At 64.4% G+C, this 16,165-nt stretch carries 18 protein-coding genes; 1 reads left to right on the forward strand and 17 read right to left on the reverse strand.

Annotated elements, in window-relative coordinates; genetic code table 11:
• The first annotated feature begins 26 nt into the window (after positions 1–26).
• Complete coding sequence (locus BOP93_RS02020) at positions 27–413, forward strand: type II toxin-antitoxin system PemK/MazF family toxin (RefSeq protein ID WP_065883096.1); 387 nt, start codon at positions 27–29, stop codon at positions 411–413.
• Between the two features lie 201 nt (positions 414–614).
• Here the strand turns inward: BOP93_RS02020 and BOP93_RS02025 are convergent, their stop codons facing one another.
• Genes BOP93_RS02025 through BOP93_RS02105 form a run of 17 tightly spaced genes read right to left on the reverse strand, consistent with a single transcriptional unit; the run spans position 615 to position 16,162 of the window.
• The gene (locus BOP93_RS02025) at positions 615–1,010 is read right to left on the reverse strand and encodes a hypothetical protein (RefSeq protein WP_104501369.1); all 396 of its coding nucleotides are present in this window, start codon (positions 1,008–1,010) and stop codon (positions 615–617) included.
• 26 nt (positions 1,011–1,036) lie between these two features.
• On the reverse strand, positions 1,037–2,263 hold the full coding sequence (locus BOP93_RS02030; protein ID WP_104501370.1) for a beta-ketoacyl-ACP synthase: 1,227 nt from the start codon (positions 2,261–2,263) through the stop codon (positions 1,037–1,039).
• Positions 2,263–2,991 carry a 3-oxoacyl-ACP reductase FabG gene (gene fabG, locus BOP93_RS02035; RefSeq protein ID WP_104501371.1) on the reverse strand — a complete coding sequence of 243 codons (729 nt, stop codon included), beginning with the start codon at positions 2,989–2,991 and terminating at the stop codon, positions 2,263–2,265. Before fabG ends, BOP93_RS02030 begins: the two co-directional genes overlap by 1 nt.
• Complete coding sequence (locus BOP93_RS02040; protein ID WP_104501372.1) at positions 2,988–3,449, reverse strand: hotdog family protein; 462 nt, start codon at positions 3,447–3,449, stop codon at positions 2,988–2,990. The genes fabG and BOP93_RS02040 overlap by 4 nt, the downstream gene beginning before the upstream one ends.
• Positions 3,446–4,612, reverse strand: coding sequence for a beta-ketoacyl-[acyl-carrier-protein] synthase family protein (locus BOP93_RS02045; protein ID WP_104501373.1), 1,167 nt, complete (start codon positions 4,610–4,612; stop codon positions 3,446–3,448). Before BOP93_RS02045 ends, BOP93_RS02040 begins: the two co-directional genes overlap by 4 nt.
• Entirely contained in the window at positions 4,609–5,091 is a 483-nt protein-coding gene (locus BOP93_RS02050) for a hypothetical protein (RefSeq protein WP_104501374.1), read from the reverse strand. The genes BOP93_RS02045 and BOP93_RS02050 overlap by 4 nt, the downstream gene beginning before the upstream one ends.
• Positions 5,088–5,837: a class I SAM-dependent methyltransferase gene (locus tag BOP93_RS02055; protein WP_104501375.1), complete on the reverse strand. Its 750-nt coding sequence runs from the start codon at positions 5,835–5,837 to the stop codon at positions 5,088–5,090. Before BOP93_RS02055 ends, BOP93_RS02050 begins: the two co-directional genes overlap by 4 nt.
• On the reverse strand, positions 5,834–7,081 hold the full coding sequence (locus tag BOP93_RS02060; protein WP_104501376.1) for an NAD(P)/FAD-dependent oxidoreductase: 1,248 nt from the start codon (positions 7,079–7,081) through the stop codon (positions 5,834–5,836). Before BOP93_RS02060 ends, BOP93_RS02055 begins: the two co-directional genes overlap by 4 nt.
• A gap of 33 nt (positions 7,082–7,114) precedes the next feature.
• A complete protein-coding gene (locus tag BOP93_RS02065; RefSeq protein WP_104501377.1) occupies positions 7,115–9,445 on the reverse strand; it encodes an MMPL family transporter in 2,331 nt (776 codons plus the stop codon).
• On the reverse strand, positions 9,417–10,100 hold the full coding sequence (locus BOP93_RS02070) for an outer membrane lipoprotein carrier protein LolA (protein ID WP_104501378.1): 684 nt from the start codon (positions 10,098–10,100) through the stop codon (positions 9,417–9,419). The genes BOP93_RS02065 and BOP93_RS02070 overlap by 29 nt, the downstream gene beginning before the upstream one ends.
• On the reverse strand, positions 10,097–10,522 hold the full coding sequence (locus BOP93_RS02075; RefSeq protein ID WP_065897121.1) for an acyl-CoA thioesterase: 426 nt from the start codon (positions 10,520–10,522) through the stop codon (positions 10,097–10,099). Before BOP93_RS02075 ends, BOP93_RS02070 begins: the two co-directional genes overlap by 4 nt.
• A complete protein-coding gene (locus tag BOP93_RS02080; RefSeq protein ID WP_104501379.1) occupies positions 10,515–12,056 on the reverse strand; it encodes an HAL/PAL/TAL family ammonia-lyase in 1,542 nt (513 codons plus the stop codon). The genes BOP93_RS02075 and BOP93_RS02080 overlap by 8 nt, the downstream gene beginning before the upstream one ends.
• Positions 12,040–12,975 (reverse strand): glycosyl transferase, encoded by a 936-nt coding sequence (locus BOP93_RS02085; protein WP_104501380.1) that lies wholly within the window; start codon positions 12,973–12,975, stop codon positions 12,040–12,042. Before BOP93_RS02085 ends, BOP93_RS02080 begins: the two co-directional genes overlap by 17 nt.
• On the reverse strand, positions 12,972–13,706 hold the full coding sequence (locus tag BOP93_RS02090; protein WP_104501381.1) for a glycosyltransferase family 2 protein: 735 nt from the start codon (positions 13,704–13,706) through the stop codon (positions 12,972–12,974). Before BOP93_RS02090 ends, BOP93_RS02085 begins: the two co-directional genes overlap by 4 nt.
• Complete coding sequence (locus BOP93_RS02095; RefSeq protein ID WP_104501382.1) at positions 13,699–15,369, reverse strand: acyl-CoA synthetase family protein; 1,671 nt, start codon at positions 15,367–15,369, stop codon at positions 13,699–13,701. The genes BOP93_RS02090 and BOP93_RS02095 overlap by 8 nt, the downstream gene beginning before the upstream one ends.
• On the reverse strand, positions 15,366–15,911 hold the full coding sequence (locus tag BOP93_RS02100) for a hypothetical protein (protein ID WP_104501383.1): 546 nt from the start codon (positions 15,909–15,911) through the stop codon (positions 15,366–15,368). The genes BOP93_RS02095 and BOP93_RS02100 overlap by 4 nt, the downstream gene beginning before the upstream one ends.
• Entirely contained in the window at positions 15,908–16,162 is a 255-nt protein-coding gene (locus tag BOP93_RS02105) for an acyl carrier protein (RefSeq protein WP_104501384.1), read from the reverse strand. Before BOP93_RS02105 ends, BOP93_RS02100 begins: the two co-directional genes overlap by 4 nt.
• Positions 16,163–16,165 lie beyond the last annotated feature (3 nt).

Genomic DNA, 16,165 nt, shown 5'->3' on the forward strand with positions numbered 1-16,165 from the left:
CACTTTTTCTCAACCGAGTGATATGGATGGCACTTCTCTACCAGCCCAAGGAGGGCAGCGTGTTGATTTGTGATTTTCGCGGTTATGAGGTTCCGGAAATCATCAAGATCCGGCCCGTTATTGTGATACGCAAACACCGAACCAATAAGCTGCTCGTAACGGTGGTGCCGCTAAGCACTACGGCTCCACAGCAGGTGTTGGAGCATCATTTGCAGCTTGATAGTCACCTTCAAGGCGCGAGTCCGACATGCTGGGCTAAATGCGACATTGTCGCGACAGTGAGCCTGGGCCGATTGGATCGAATAAAAAGTAAAGATCGTCATGGCAAACGAACTTACAAAATTGCAGAGCTTACCCATGACCAGTTTGTGGCGATAAAAGCGGCGGTGCGCAGTGCGCTCGGCTTGCGATAAAGCAGCATCTGGATGGACGGCGTTTTGCCACTGATTGCAGGCAACCTGTTTTCAGGCATACTGGCCGAGTTCCCGAAAGGGGCTTGTGAGACTCTGAGGATCCTGGGCAACCAGCCATCGCAGAGCCAGGCAGGAAGCGGCGATGACAAGCCAACCTGTTTGTGAAGAGGGCGCCGAAAGGCGCCCTTTGTCGTTTCTGGGTTACTGCATCCCCGCCGCGCGCAACCCCGCCAGAATGTCCCGATCCAGCATGCTCACCCAACGGTTGTAGTTGCGATGGATCTTGCCGTCCTTGTAGCCCAGTTCGCGGCTGTCGCGGTAGCTGATGGCGTAGCTGTTGCGGGTGTAGCGGATGTCGATGGCGGCATAGAACTGGCCGCGCACGGTGATGTCGGCCTGCACCAGTTGCGGGCTCAGGCGTTGTACCGTCCACTCGCGTTTTTGCAGGGCGGCGACGATCACCTGTTTCATTGTTTCTTCGCTGCGCTGGGGCGTGGCCGGCAGCTCGTGCTGGGTGTTGAGCACCGGTTTACTGGTGCAACCGGCGGCGGTCAACAGGGCCAGGGCAATCAGGGTGGCGCGTAGCAGGGAAGACATTCCGTTTTCTCCAATCGATTAAAAAGTCAGGACCAGCGGCGAAAGATCAGCGAGGTGTTGACGCCGCCAAAGGCAAAGTTGTTGTTCATCACGTAGTCGTTGTGCATCTGGCGAAAGCCACCTTGCAGGTAATCCAGCTCACCGCATTGCGGGTCGACCGAGTCCAGGTTGAAGGTGTGCACGTACTGGTCGCGGTTCATCATCTCGATGCTGAACCACGACTCCAGCGCCCCGCACGCGCCCAGGGTGTGGCCCAGGAAACTCTTCTGCGAACTGATGGGCATGCGGCTGCCGAACAGGCTGCTGGTGGCCAGGGTTTCGGCGATGTCGCCCTGGTCGGTGGCTGTGCCGTGGCCATTCACGTAGCCGATGGCGGACGGTTCAAGCCCGGCGTCTTCCAGCGCCAGCTCCATGGCGCGGCGCATGGTTTTCTGTTCCGGGCGGGTGGTGTGCTGGCCGTCGGCATTGCTGCCAAAGCCGACCAGTTCGGCGTGGATATGCGCACCCCGTGTCAGTGCGTGTTCCAGCTCTTCAAGCACCAGCATGCCGCCGCCTTCACCGATCACCAGGCCATCGCGTCCGCTGTCGTAGGGGCGTGGACTGGTTTGCGGTGCGTCGTTTTTCAGGCTGGTGGCGTAAAGCGCGTCGAACACCATAGCCTCGGTGGGGCACAGCTCTTCGGCGCCGCCGGCGAGCATCAACGGCAGGCGGCCGAACTTGATGGCCTCGTAGGCATAACCGATGCCCTGGCTGCCGCTGGTGCAGGCGCTGGAGGTGGGGATCAGGCGCCCGGTCAGGCCGAAGAAGATGCTGATATTCGCCGCCGTGGTGTGCGGCATCATGCGCACATAGGAATTGGCATTCAGGCCCTCGGCCACCGAGTTCAGCAGCATATTGCCGAACGCCTTGATCTCATCGGTGCTGCCGGTGGACGAGCCACAGGCCACGCCCATGCGCCCGTCCTTGATCGACGCGTCGCCAAGCAAGCCGGCGTCCTGCAACGCCTGCTCCGCCGCCCACACCGCCAGGCGCGAGACGCGGCCCATGCTGCGCAGCTGCTTGCGGGTCCAGTGCGCGGGGACGGCGAAATCGTCAATCGGCCCGGCCAGGCGCGTGTTCAATTCGGTGAAGCGGTCCCATTCATCCATGCGCCGGATGCCGCTGCGGTTGGCGCGAAAGTTGGCCGCGATGGTGTCCCAGTCGCTGCCCAGGGAGGTCATGCCGGCCATGCCGGTGACGACAACGCGTTTCATCAGCACAGGCCCCCATTCACGGCCAACACTTGGCGCGTGATATAGCCTGCCTCGGCCGACATCAGGAAATTCACCGCGCCGGCCACTTCTTCCGGAGTGCCCATGCGCTGCGCCGGGATCATTTTCATCAGTTCTTCGACCGGCACGTTTTCGTCCAGCATGGCGGTGTCGATCAAGCCCGGTGCCACACAGTTGACGGTGATCTTGCGCTTGCCGAGCTCGATGGCCAGCGCCTTGGCTGCGCCGATCAAGCCCGCCTTGGAGGCGCTGTAGTTGACCTGGCCGCGGTTGCCGATCAGCCCGGACACCGAGGTGATGCACACGATGCGCCCGGCGGCGCGACGACGGATCATCGGCATCATCACCGGGTGCAGCACGTTGTAGAACCCGTCGAGGTTGGTGCGCATCACCACGTCCCAGTCGTCTTCCGAGAGCGCCGGGAACGCGCCGTCGCGGGTCAGGCCGGCATTGAGCACCACGCCGTAATAGGCGCCATGTTGCTCGACGTCGGCCTCCAGGATTTCCTTGCACGCCGCGCGATCGGCAACATCGAATTGCAGCACCCGCGCCTGGCGGCCCAGGGCTTCGATTTCGGCCTGTACCGCGTCGGCTTCGGCGCGGCCACTGCGGCAATGCAGCACGATGTCATGCCCGGCCTGGGCCAGGCGCAGGGCAATGGCGCGGCCGATGCCACGGCTGGAGCCGGTGACCAGTACGGATTCAGTCATGGCGTTTCGTCCTTCGATTCATCTAAATAGGTGGCCGCCTGGGGCGGTCGAAATACGTTCAAGCGTGCGCTGGCCTGGATGCCGTCGCCGGTGAGGTGGCATTCGAACACCCCCATGCCGTTGTCGTCCTCCAGCGAGCGCAGGCCGTGGATAGTCAGCTCGACGCCGGCGGGAAAGTGCGCCACGTTGCACTCGAATTTTCGCGTGCCCAGCAGGAAGCCCAGTTCCACCGCGTGGCCTTGCTGGCGCGCGCGGCACCCGGCATAGGCGGCGACGCTTTGCGCCATCAGCTCGATACCGACCCAGGCCGGCAGGCTGCCGTCAGGCTGGCTGAACAGGCCGCCGGGCTTGACGGTGAGACGGGTGTGCACCTGCTCTTCATCGAACGACAGCACCTGGTCGATCAGGATCATGTCGCCCGCATGGGGCAGCAGTTCGGCGAGTGGCCAAGCGATCATGGGGCCTCTCCAATAATCAGGCTGACGTTGTTGCCGCCAAAGGCAAACGAGTTGCTCATCAAATAAGGTTTTTTCAAGGTGTCGTCCTGGTGTGCCCACTGCAAGGCGGGCAGCGCCGGGTCGACGTGACCGTCCCACACATGGGGAGGGACTCGCCCGTGCGTCAGGCTCAACCAGCAGAACGCCGCTTCCAGTGCGCCCGCCGCGCCGAGGGTGTGGCCGCTCATGGGTTTGGTCGAGGAGCAGGCCACCCCGCCCGGAAACAGGCTGGCGACCGCCAGGCTTTCCATGGCGTCGTTGTGCTGGGTGGCGGTGCCGTGCAGGTTCAGGTAGCCGATCTGCTCGGGCGCGAGTTTCGCCTGGGCCAGGGCCTTGCGCATGGCCTGCAACGCGCCTTTGCCGGTGGGCTCGGGGGCGGAGATATGGTGCGCGTCGCTGCTGGCGCCGCTGCCCAGCAGGGCGACCGGCGCCGGCTCACGGCTCATCAGGAACACCACCGCCGCTTCGCCGATATTGATGCCGTTGCGGTTCACCGAAAACGGATTGCAGCGCTCGGCAGACACCGCTTCCAGTGCGGTAAAGCCGTTCAGCGTCAGCCTGCACAAGCTGTCGACGCCCCCGCAGATCACCGCATCGCACAGGCCCAGGTCGAGCAGGCGCCGGGCACTCATCAACGCGCGGGCGCTGGAGGTGCAGGCGGTGGAAATTACATAGGCCGGGCCGCTCAATTGCAGCCAGTCGGCGAGGAAATTCGCCGGCGCGCTGAGTTCCTGCTGCTGGTAGTCGTAGTCGCCGGGAAAGGCGTTATCGCGCAGGTAGTGGGCAATGCCGCGACTGGCCTCGTCGATGCCCGACGTGCTGGTGCCCAGCACAACGCCGACCCGTGAGGGGCCGTAGGTGTGGATCGCCTGGCGGATCGAGACTTCGATCTGCACCGCCGCTTCCAGCAGCAGCTGGTTATTGCGGCTGCTCTGCTGGCCCAACTGTGCCGGAAGGGGCGCCAGCTCGCCGCGCACGGCCGCGACCGGCACCACGCGCTCGGGCACCCAGCCGCTCTCGGCGCGCATGCCGCCACAGTCGCCGGCAAACAGGCTGCGGCTGACCTCGGCCTGGCCGCGACCGAGGGCACAGATCACGCCCAGGGCATTGAGGTAGGCGCTCATTTGCCCACGCCCAGCGGGGTAATGCGATAGCTCAACGGTTGGCCCACCATGTTCACGCTGAACACCTCTGAAGACTGATAGACGATTTGCCAATGGCCCGGCAGCGTTCGCGTAAGGTCCATGGCCTGGGCCGCAGGATACAGCGCACGCAGGTCATCCGCCGAGGCCAGGGCAAACAACAGCGCGGCGAACAGCGCTCGGGCCTGGGGGTTGGGCGGCAGCAAGCCATCGGCCTGCCACTCGCCGTCGATCAACTTCTGCCGGGCCTGGGGAATGCCCAACGGGTCCATCATCGACCAGCGAATCGCCCGGCCTTCACGCTGGATCACCAGCAGCCAATCCTGGCTGAGTTCGCCCTCCAGGCGTTGTACATGCAGCTGCATCGGCAAGTTCAGGGCGGGCATGGTTTGCGGCAACGGCGCCTGGCTGGCGCACGCGCCGAGCAGCAACAGGCAACTCATCAACAACCAGCGGATCATGAACGCACGGCCTCTGCCGGCTTGCGCGCCACGCAGTTGACCAGGGTTTCCTCGCGCTGGCCCACCGGCGGCGCCTTGCGCAGGCCCCAACGTTCCAGCAGGCCGAAATCGCTGGAGCGGCTCCACCACAGATAGGGGTACGAGACATTCTGCGCACCGAATTCAAAGCCCTGCTCGCGCAGCATGTCCAGGTACTGCTCGGCGCTTTTCTGCACATGCATGGGGTGGCGGAAGAGCCAGCGAATCACCCAGGTGTCGATGTAGGCTTCGGTGGATTCGGCAAACAGCAAATAGCCACCCGGCTTGAGCACCCGATAGAACTCCTTGAGGGCGCGATGCTGCTCGACCAGGTGGTGAAAGGTCTGGTGGCAAAACACAATATCGACGCTGGCGTCGGGTACCTCGAGGGTGGCGCAGTCGCTGCCGATCAACTCCACGGCCAGGCCCTGGCGAGTGGCTTCTTCGCGGCTCAGTGCCAGGCTGTGAGGGTCGGCATCCAGGCCGATCAGGCGCGCGGGCGCAAATACCTGCTGCAGCAACTTGAACGATTTGCCCTGGCCGCAGCCGGCGTCGAGCAATACCGGCGCCACCGGCAGCGGCTCGCTGAACAGGCTGCGCAGGTCATTGATCGCCACGCGCAACACGTGATGCTGCCAGGTGTGGCTGCGCAGGAACCAGAAGCCGAAGCGGGTTTCTTCGACGTAGTTTTTACTCAGGTAGTTCTTTTCAACCGCAGGGCTGGTCATACCGGCTCACTCGCACAGATTTGCGACAGCATCCGCAGGCGGCGCTTGGGCTCGCTGACAAACGGGTTGCGTTCATCCCAGGCGTAGCCGGCGAGGATCGAACTGATCATGCGGCGAATCTGCGGCGAACTGCCGGCGTGGAAAATCACGTCCTGGAACGTCCCGGCGTACCAGCCCTCGACGTAGCAGCGGAAGGTGTCGACGCCGCGCTTCAACGGTTCGGCAAACTCGGTTTGCCAGTCCACCGCTTCGCCTTGCAGTTGGCGATGCAGCACGCCCGCGGCCATGCTCGCCGAGCGCATGGCGATGGTGACGCCGGAGGAGAACACCGGGTCGAGAAATTCCGCCGCGTTGCCCAACAGCGCAAAACCCGGGCCGTGCAGGGTTTTGACGTTGGCCGAATAGCCGCCGATGCTGCGCGCCGGGGTGTCCCACACGGCGTTCTGCAGTACGCCGGACAGGCTTGGGGTTTCGTCGATAAAGCTGCGCAGGCAGGCATCCAGATCGTGGTCACGGCCGTCGAAATGTTCCTTGGCCGCGACCACGCCCACCGAGCATCGGCCGTTGCTGAACGGGATGGTCCAGAACCAGATATCACGCTGCAGGGGATGGGTGGTTATCAGAATCTTGGTACGGTCGAAGCCTGGGTGTTCGATGCGGTCTTCGACGTGGGTGAACACGGCCTGGCGCAGCGGGAAACCGGACGGCACTTCGAGGTCCAGCAGGCGCGGCAGCACGCGGCCATAGCCACTGGCATCCAGCACGAATGTGGTCTTGAGGTGGTACTCGCTGCCATTTTCGCGGCGTACGTGCAGGTAGCGATGGCTGGCGGAAAAATCCACGCCGACGATGCTTTCGCCGTAGCGGATTTCCACACCCTGCAACGCCGCCTGATCGGCCAGCAGCTTGTCGAACTCGGCACGCTGCACCTGGAAAGTCGTCGGTTTGCCCTGGCTGAAGGTGTCACCGAAATCGAACGCACTGTAACGCTCGCCCCAGGTGAACGCCGCACCGGTTTTCAGTTGAAAGCCGGCAGCCTGCACGGCGTCGAGCATGCCGGCTTCTTCGATGAAGTCGATGCAGTGCGACAGCAGGCTTTCGCCAATCGAGAAACGCGGGAAATACTGGCGCTCGATAATCAATACATCATGCCCTTTGCGCTTGAGCAGCGCGGCCGCGATGGCCCCGGATGGCCCGGCACCGATCACCACCACCTGGCGACGTTCCATTTCAACTGTGGGCACGAAGGCTCCTTGCCACTTTGGCGATATTCACATTCATAAGGCGTGCTTTTGTTGCCCGGCCCAGGGCGCCAGCATAAAGCTGAATGCCAGGCCGAGGCTGACCGACAGGCCGAAATTGCTCACCGCCGGGGTACTGGAGACGGCCAGCAGGCCGAACGATAACCAAGTGGTCAGCGCCGCCAGTAAGGTTCCCAGCAGGCTGACGGCGGCCCCGCCGATCTGCTCGCGCATCAGGATCGCGTAGTCGACGCTGATGGCCGTGACCAGCAGCAGGCCGAACAGGCTGAACAGGGTCAGCGGCTGGCCCAGCCAACCGAGGCTGGCCAGGCTGCACAGCGCCGCCAGCAACGGCAGCGCGACGACGCGCAAGGCGCCGGTGAAGCCGAAGGGCAGCATCAACAGCAGCACGATCAGCCCACAGGACAGCAATTTCAATTCGGCCGCGCTGATTTGAGTGTCGGCAAACACACGGTTCAAATCACCCAGGCGATCCACCAATTGCACACCGGGCAGATCCACCGCCTGCACCCGCAGCAACGCCGGGTTGTTCAGGCCTTGCAGGCTGACCATCGCCGCCACGCCGCCGTCTACCTTGCCCAGCCACAGCGTGCGCCAGGGCTCGGCCAGGGGGCCTTTGAGCGCGGCGTCGATGTCTTCGGTGGGCAGCGCCTGCAACTGCGCGACTTCAGCTTGCAGCGCATCGACGGGGATGCCGATGTCCAGCAACGGTTGCCAATGCTGCTCAAGCTTATTGAGCGCATCGCGCAGTTGCTGCTGTTCGGCGGGCAGGTTGACCAGTTGATTCAGCGCCAGGTAACCCTGGAGCTTGTCCATATTCACCAGTTGATCCAGGCGCTGGCCCAGCGCGGCCTGGCGCTCCAGTAACTGCTGCTGGTTGTCGGCGCGCACCAGGAAGAACTGGCTGGTGGGCTGGAACCCGGTAATGCGCGCCACGGCCTGGGCTTCCTGCAGCAATTGCGGCGGCGCGCCGATCCACTGGCGGATATCGTTTTTACTGTTCAATTGCCACAGGCCACCGGCGCAGAACAGCAGCACCCACACCAGCAACACGGCGCCGGGCACGCGCTTGATCAATGCCGCCCGCCACTGCCACAAGCGTTCGGCGATGCGCAGCGGCCATTGCGCCGGGCGCAGTTCGACGCCGCTAAGCAGTGCCGGCAGCAGGCACACGGCGCACAGATAAGCGCCGACCAGACCGGCTGCCGAGAACACCGCGATTTGCGTCAGCGCCGGGAACGGCGTCCAGGCCAGCGCCAGGTAGCCGATGCAACTGGTGGCCAGGCTCAGGCTCAGCCCCGGCAGGGTCAGGCGCAATGCCGGCCAGCTGCGCCACGGTTGCAGGCTCCAGCTTTTGGACAGGTAGTGCAGCGGGTAATCCACCGCCACGCCGATCAGGCTCGAGCCCAGCACCAGGGTCATCACATGCATATGGCCGAACAGCGCCACACAGGCCACTGCGCCAAACAGCATGCCGACCATCACCGGCACGAACGCCAGCAACACCCGCCAACGTCGGAACGCCAGCAGCAGCAATATCAGGATGCCCAGGGTTGCGCCGCCGCCGACCCAGGTCATCTCCCGCGTGGCTTGCTGCTGCCCGTTGGCCGCATAGAGCAGGCCACTGGCGGCGAGCAGTTGCACGCCTTGCTCGCCGGCTTGGGCGCGACTGGCCTGGAGCAAATCCGCCACGTGCAGCGGCAGTTTCATGTCGAATGCATTGCCGGTGGTGCGCGCCCGCAGGAGCACCCAGCTTTTGCCGTCGGCATCGGCGATCAACGCGCCGCTGCCGATATCCAGCTGTACCGCGCCGTGTTGTGGCTGGCTGTTCTGGATGCGCCCGGTCAGGCCCAGCCAGTCGTCCTGGCTCGGCACCAGGCTGAAGCCGGTGAAGGGGTCGAACAGTGACTGCACACGCTGCTGGATGAAGGCGTCAGGTTGTTCGATCAGTTGCTCGCGGTCCCTGGCCGACAGCATCGCCAGCCGGCCGCGCAGCAGTTGTTCGCGCAGCGCCGGCAAGTCGGCCTGCAGGTTCCACTGCACCTTTTCAAACAGGCCGCTGGCCTGCCAGCGCTCGGCCAGTTGCTGCGCCACGGTCAGTGCTTGCTGACGGTCGGCATGCCCCACCAGCACCAGCATTTCGCGGTTCAGCGGTTCCTGCACGCGCTGCTCGGCTTGCAGCTCCAGGGCGTCCGGCGTACTGCCGGGCACCAGCTCCATCAGATTCGCCGACAAAGGCGCACCGTGACGCCACTGCCAGCCGGCCAGTGCCAGCACGGCCACCAGCAGGATCAGGAACAGGCGCGGCAGCAGGCGCTCACTGGGCAAAGTCGTGTTGCTCCGCATCGCTCAACGGTTGGTCGGCGCTGCTGTCCTGCATGCGCAGTACGGTGCTGTCGCCCTGGGCTTCCAACAGCTCGATGGTCTTCACTAGCGCGCCGCCATCGATATTGATTTGGGTGAATACTTGCTTGAGCAGCAGTGAGCGCGGAATCAGCGTGAGCTTCCAGTCTTGCGCCTGGCCTTGCAGTTGCAGGTCGAAGTCACGCTGCAAGCCGCTGCTGTCGCCCTGAAGCACCGCGAGGAACAGTCGATTCTGCTCGGTGCCGGCGCTCTTGTTCGGCAGCAGATGCCAGCCGTTGGCGTCACGCCGGGCGATGCCCTGACTGGTGATGCGATAGTCCTGCTGCAGCGGGGTTTTGAGCAGCCACAACAGGCCGTGGTCCTTGGCGAGCACGAAAGTGCCCTTGCTGACCAGCGGCTGGGGCAGGGCGCGCAGGTGTTTTTCCTGGATGAAGTTGCCGTGGATCACGCTGGGTTTGGCCAGTTGATCGCTCAGTTGTTGCAGGTCGAAGGCATGGGCGTTGAAGCTCAGCAATGCGACGGCCACTGTAGGAGCGAGCTTGCTCGCGAAAAACCTGAGGGCCCCACGGGGTGTCAGGCGCCCCGCGTTATCGTTGGCGATCTTCGCGAGCAAGCTCGCTCCTGCAGGGGATCTCATTTCAGGGCCCTTTCGACGGCGTTGGTGAATATTGTTGGGGAGGCAAGCTGCATTTCGCGGCTGGCGATTTCTACCGCGACCTGCACGGTGCTGGCGCGGGTCAAGCGTTCGCCGCTGGCCAGATCGGTAATCAGGTAATTGATTTTCAAACGGTTCTCCCACTCCACCAGGCTGGCGCGCACGTTGATCGTTTGGCCGAAGGTGGCGCCGCGCACGTAGCGCAGCTGCATGTCGATCACCGGCCAGGCATAGCCGGCGTCGAGCATCGCGGTGTAGTTATGGCCGATCTTGTCCAGCAACGCGCAGCGCGCCACTTCCAGGTATTTCACGTAATGCCCGTGCCATACGACGTGCATGGTGTCGATGTCGAAAAACGGCACGAGGATTTGAGTGTCGCAGTGCAACACGCCGGGGCTACGCATGCAGCCTCCAGTGTTGCTCGGCGATGCGTTGCAGGCACAGGCGCAGTTCGCCTTCCAGGGCGCGGTCTTCGATGACCGGCGGGAAGTCCCTGGCCAGTTCTTCGTGCATCGCCGCCAGTGCCGGTGGCAACGGCCGTGCATCGTCAGCCTGGGCACGCAGCCACACGCCCTGGTTGGCGGCGAGCAAGGTGGCGGCGGCGACCTGTTCGGTCAGATCGAGCACGCGGATCGCATCGCGGGCGGCGATGGTGCCCATGCTGACCTTGTCCTGGTTATGGCACTCGGTCGAGCGCGAGAACACGCTGGCCGGCATGGTGTTCTTCAGCGCTTCGGCGGTCCAGGCGCTGGTGCCGATCTGTACGGCCTTGAAGCCATGGTTGATCATTGCGCGCTCGGCCGGCGCGCCCGACAGGTTGCTCGGCAGGCCGTGGTTGTAACGCACGTCCACCAGCAGCGCCAGTTGGCGGTCGAGCAGGTCCGCGACATTGGCCACCAGGGTCTTGAGGCTGTCCATGGCAAAGGCAATGTGCCCGCCGTAGAAGTGCCCGCCGTGCAGCACGCGTTCCTCTTCGGCATCGATGATCGGGTTGTCGTTGGCGCTGTTCAGTTCGATTTCGATAAACGAACGCAGCCAGTTCAGGCTGTCGGCCAGCACGCCGAGTACATGGGGGGCGCAGCGCAGGGAGTAGCGATCCTGCAGGCGGTGCAGCGGGGCCGTCGGTGCATCGATGGCCAGGTCCTGGCGCAGCCAGGCGGCGACTTGCATTTGCCCGGGATGGGGCTTGGCGGCGAACAGGCGTTCGTCGAAGTGTTCCGGGTTGCCTTGCAGCGCCACCACATTCAGCGCGGTGATGCGCGTGGCCAGCTGCAGCAGGTAGTCGGCGCGGGCGAAGGCGAGGCAGGCAATGCCGGTCATTACCGCTGTGCCGTTCATCAACGCCAGGGCTTCCTTGGGGCGCAGCACCAAGGGTTCCCAGCCCAGCTCACGGTGTACATCGGCAGCCAAGCGGCGCTCGCCACCAAACAGCACTTCACGTTCGCCGGACAAGGTGGCCGCCACATACGACAGCGGCGTCAGGTCACCGCTGGCGCCTACCGAGCCTTCTTCAGGGATCAGCGGCAGCACGTCGTGTTCGAGGAATCCGTGCAGGCGCTCGAGCAGTTCCACGCGCACCCCGGACACGCCATGGCACAGCGACTGCAAGCGCGCCGCCAGCACGGCGCGGGTGGCTTGGGCATCGAGCAACTTGCCCAGGCCGCAACCGTGGAAGGTGTACAGATGACGCGGCAGCGCCTCGACGTGTTCGAGCGGCACCGCCACCACGCAGGAGTCGCCGTAGCCGGTGGTCACGCCGTAGATCACGCCTTCCTTGTCCAGCAGCGAATCAAGAAACTGCGCGCCTTTGGCGATGCGCCGGCGATACGCGGCATCGTCCTGCAAGCGAGTGGGCACCTGACGGTTGGCCAGGGCCAGGACGTCTTCGATGCGCAGGGGGCGTTCGCCAAAGGTGATCGGCTCAAGAGACGTGGTCATCGGTCTTCCAGAAAGGGTAAAAGTTGAACCATTGTTGCGGCGCTTGCAGGCAGAACTGGCCCAGGCGTGCGGCGTAGCGAGCGGCCCACAGGGCGATGACCTGCTCACGGGTGCTGCGCTTCCATTCGATCAATGGCGCGAAGGGCTCGATGGTCAGGCGATAGCGGCCCTGGTGCTTGAGGCACATCAGCAGGTTGACCGGGCACTTGAGCAGGCCGGCCAGCAGCCACGGGCCCTGGGGGAACGCGGCCTGGTGCCCGAGGAAATCCACGTGCACCGTGCGCCCGCCGTGCAGCGGGATGCGGTCGCCGGCAATCGCCAGCCATTCGCCGTCGTCCAGGCGCTGGCTGAGCAGCAGCATGGTGGCCGGGTCCAGCTCGCTGACCTGGATCAGGCGCAAATGGGTCGCGCCCGCTTCGCCCAGCAGGCGGTTGAAACGCTCGGCGTGCTTGGTGTGCACCAGCACGTTCATGGTGACCTGTTCACCGATCTCCGCCAGCGCGCGGCACACTTCCAGATTGCCCAGGTGCGCGCCCACCAGCATCTGCCCGCGCTCGCCACGCAACTGGCCGCGCAATTGCGCCGGGTCATTGATTTCGATTTGCTCCAGGCGCAGCTTGCCGTTCCACACGTCGAGCTTGTCGAGCAGAGAGTCGGCGAAGGCCATGAACTGGCCGAAGACCTTGGCGTGGCTCGGCTGCAGCTCGGCACGCCCACTCCACTGCGCCAGGCGCTGCTGGTATTGCCAGGCGCTCCGGCGCGCGGTGCGGCCGAACACAAAGAAGTAGAACACGATGCTGTAGAGCAACGGGCTCAACAGGCGCCGGCCAAGAATCTTTGCCGCGAACGCCGTGAGTTTCATCAGCCGGAAGCTGCCGCGCTCCTCGCGGTCGGCCCAGTGTTTGCTGCGCTCGCTCATGCCTGCCACCGGCGCCACAGGATGGCGGGCGCGCGCACCAGCATGCCGAAGAACAGTCGCGTATGCATGGCGCTGATGCGCGCGTTGTCGCGCAACAGGCGAAAGTGCGACAGGCCGTCGGCGGGGTAATGCACCTGGGTCGGCAGCCAGCGCATCGGCTGGTTGCGCCAGGCCAGGCGCACGAGGATGTCCGAGTCGAAATCCATGCGCGTGCCGATGTAGACCGAGTCCATCAGCGCCAGCGTGGGTGCCAGCGGGTACACGCGAAAGCCGCACATCGAGTCGCGAATCTGCAATGACAAGGTGTTGATCCACACCCACACGTGGGTCAGGTAGCGCGCGTAGAGGCGGCCCTTGGGCACGCTTTCGTCGTATTCGGGATAGCCGCAGATGATCGCGTCGGGGTGCCTGCGGGACGTGTCGATAAAGGTCTCGACTTCGCGCAGGTCGTGCTGGCCGTCGGCGTCCACTTGCAGGGCGTGGCTGTAGCCCAGGCGCGCGGCTTCGCGAAAGCCCGCCATGACGGCGGCGCCCTTGCCCTGGTTGCGGGACAGCGTCAGCAGGGTGACGTTATCCAGCGTCGCCAGTTGTGTAAGCACCGCCGCGCAGGCCTGGCTGCTGCCGTCGTCCACCAACAGGCAGGGCAGGCCGCTGCTCAGCAGGCTGCGCACCACGGCGGGCACGGCGGTTTCGTGGTTGTAGACCGGGATCAGGGCGCAGGGGTTATGCATGCGCGGTCTCCAGTACGATCCGGCCGCTTGAGCAGGCCGCATCCCCATTGCGATAGGCGAAGTACAGCTTGCCGCGCTCTTGTTCAAAGCGCAGGTGCAATTGAATGTGATCGCCGGGGCGTACCAGTTGCTGGAACTTGAGCACTTCCATACCGGCAAACGTACTCGGCAAGTCGAGCAGTTGCTGGCCCAGGTTGAAGGCCCATTCCACTTGCACCACGCCCGGCAGCACAGGCGTGACTGGAAAATGCCCGCTGAAATAGGCCAGGTCGGGCGGCACGCTCAGTTGCAATGTCCATTCGCCGTCGGTTTCGACCTGCGCCAGCACGTCCGGCGCCTTGGGGCGGGGGGCCAGCAACAGCGCCTCGATATCGGCCTGGGGCAGCTTGCCCTGGCTGTTGAGCGGCAGTTGGCGCAACAAACGCCAGCGGCGGGGCAAGGCCAGGGCTTCGCAATGCTGGCTCAGGTGCTGGCGCAGGGTTTGGGTCACCGTGCGCCGGCCCTGGTTGCGCAGAACATGCAGGCCCTTGGCGCTCAGTACCACCAGGGCACCGAGTGACGCGCGGTTTTCCTGCACCACGCCCAGGCGGGTTTCAGCGACCCACGGATGGGTCATCAATGCCTGTTCGAGCATCGGTAGAGCGATGCGTTTTTCTTCCAGCTTGACGATGCGGTCCAGGCGGCCGAGCAGTTCGAAGCGGCCATCGGCATGGATGCGCGCGGCGTCGGCGGTCTGTTCGATATGCCCGGCGGGCAGGTAGGGCGAGGCGATGCGCAGGGCACCGTCGGCGGCCTGGCTCAGATGAACGTCGGCAAACGGCTGCCAGGGTTGTGCGCCCTGGCGCCAGGCGATGCCGCCGGTTTCCGAACTGCCGAGGATTTCCGTCGGCCACTGCTGCAAGCGGTCATAGAGGCTGCCGGCGGCTTCGACAGGCAAGGCTCCCCCTGAGGAAAACACCCGTGAGACCTGGCTCAGCGCCGGCCAGTCGAGGTTATCGCCCATGCGCTTGAGCAGCGCCGGGCTGGCCACCCAGGCGAATGGCGAATGCTCGCGACTGGCGCGCTGCATGTCCTCGGGGAATGCCAGTTGCCTGCGCAAAAACGTGCGACCGGCGCACAGAGGCCACAGCACGCGGAACAGCAAGCCGTAGATGTGTTGGGTGGCGACGCTGCCGATAATGCAGGCGTCTTTCAGGTCCGCGCCCCACAATGCCTCCAGCGCCTGGACCTCATTGGCCAGCTGGCGCAGGGACTTGTCGATGCGCTTGGGTTCACCGCTGGAGCCGGAGGTGCACAGGCTCAGTTGGCAGCTATCGAGGTCGAGGGCGGCTGGGCTCAGTGGCGTCTGGTACAACGCTTCAAGGTCCGCAGCGTCCGTCAGCCAGGCATCGACCACGGCATCCCAGCGCTGACGGGTTTGCGGCTGCAGGTCGGCGGGGAGCAGCACGCTGACCCCGGCACGCCAAGCGCCGAGCAAGGCAATTGCCAGCACGCCGGCGTCCTCCAGGTGCACCGCCAGGCGCTGGATGCCGCGCGCTTGCAGGCCAGCCGCCAGGCGCAGGGCCTGCTCCATCAGTTGCGCATGATCGAGCGCGGGCTCAGTGGTGACCCGGCGCTGTTCCTGCGGCTCGAGCAGCAGATGTTCAAGTTTCAAACCTTTCATACGCGGCCTCGAACCCTTTGTCGTACCAGCCATTCCACGGCAAACAACAGTCCCATCAGCCCGTAGGCGATCAAGCCGTTGTACAACGTCCACCAGCTCAGCGGCGCCCACAGGGTGAGGGCAGCGGCGAGCAGGCCATTACACAGAAAAAACACACTCCACACCACGGTGACCTGACGTGTATACAGCACCGCGTTCGACGGCAGGTCCGGCTCGGTCATGCGTGCCAGGCGCTCGACCATCGGCGGCCCGTATTTCAGGCTCAGGCCGAACAGCGCCAGCATGAACCCGCTGACCAGGCTGGGGTACCAGCGCAGCCACTGCGGGTTATCGAACCAGGCGAGCGCCAGGCAAAACACAATCACCACCAGCGCCATCCAGCGACTGCCGGGGCGTCGCGCGGCGGTGAACGCGCGCAGCAGCCACAGGCCGCCCAGCAGCAGGCCAAATTGCCATGGGGCAAAATGCTCGGTGCCGTAATACACCGCAAAGGGGTACAGCAGCCCCGCCAGCAACAGGCCAAGGCCGATCAGCCGGCTCATGCGGCGGGTTGGACCAGACGGTACACCGCCTCAACCACGTCATTGACGGTACGCACCGCCTTGAACTCCTCGGCGGCGATCTTCTTGCCGGTCTGGCGCTTGATATGGTCGATCAGGTCCACGGCATCAATGCTGTCGATTTCCAGGTCCTGGTACAGGTTGGCGTCCAGGGTGACGCGCTCGGGTTCCAGTTCAAACAGTTCCACCAGGGCGGCGCGCAGGGTGTTGAAAATATCGTCACGAGTTTGCATGGT

This window comes from Pseudomonas orientalis (assembly GCF_002934065.1).
Classification (GTDB): Bacteria; Pseudomonadota; Gammaproteobacteria; order Pseudomonadales; family Pseudomonadaceae; genus Aquipseudomonas; species Aquipseudomonas orientalis_A.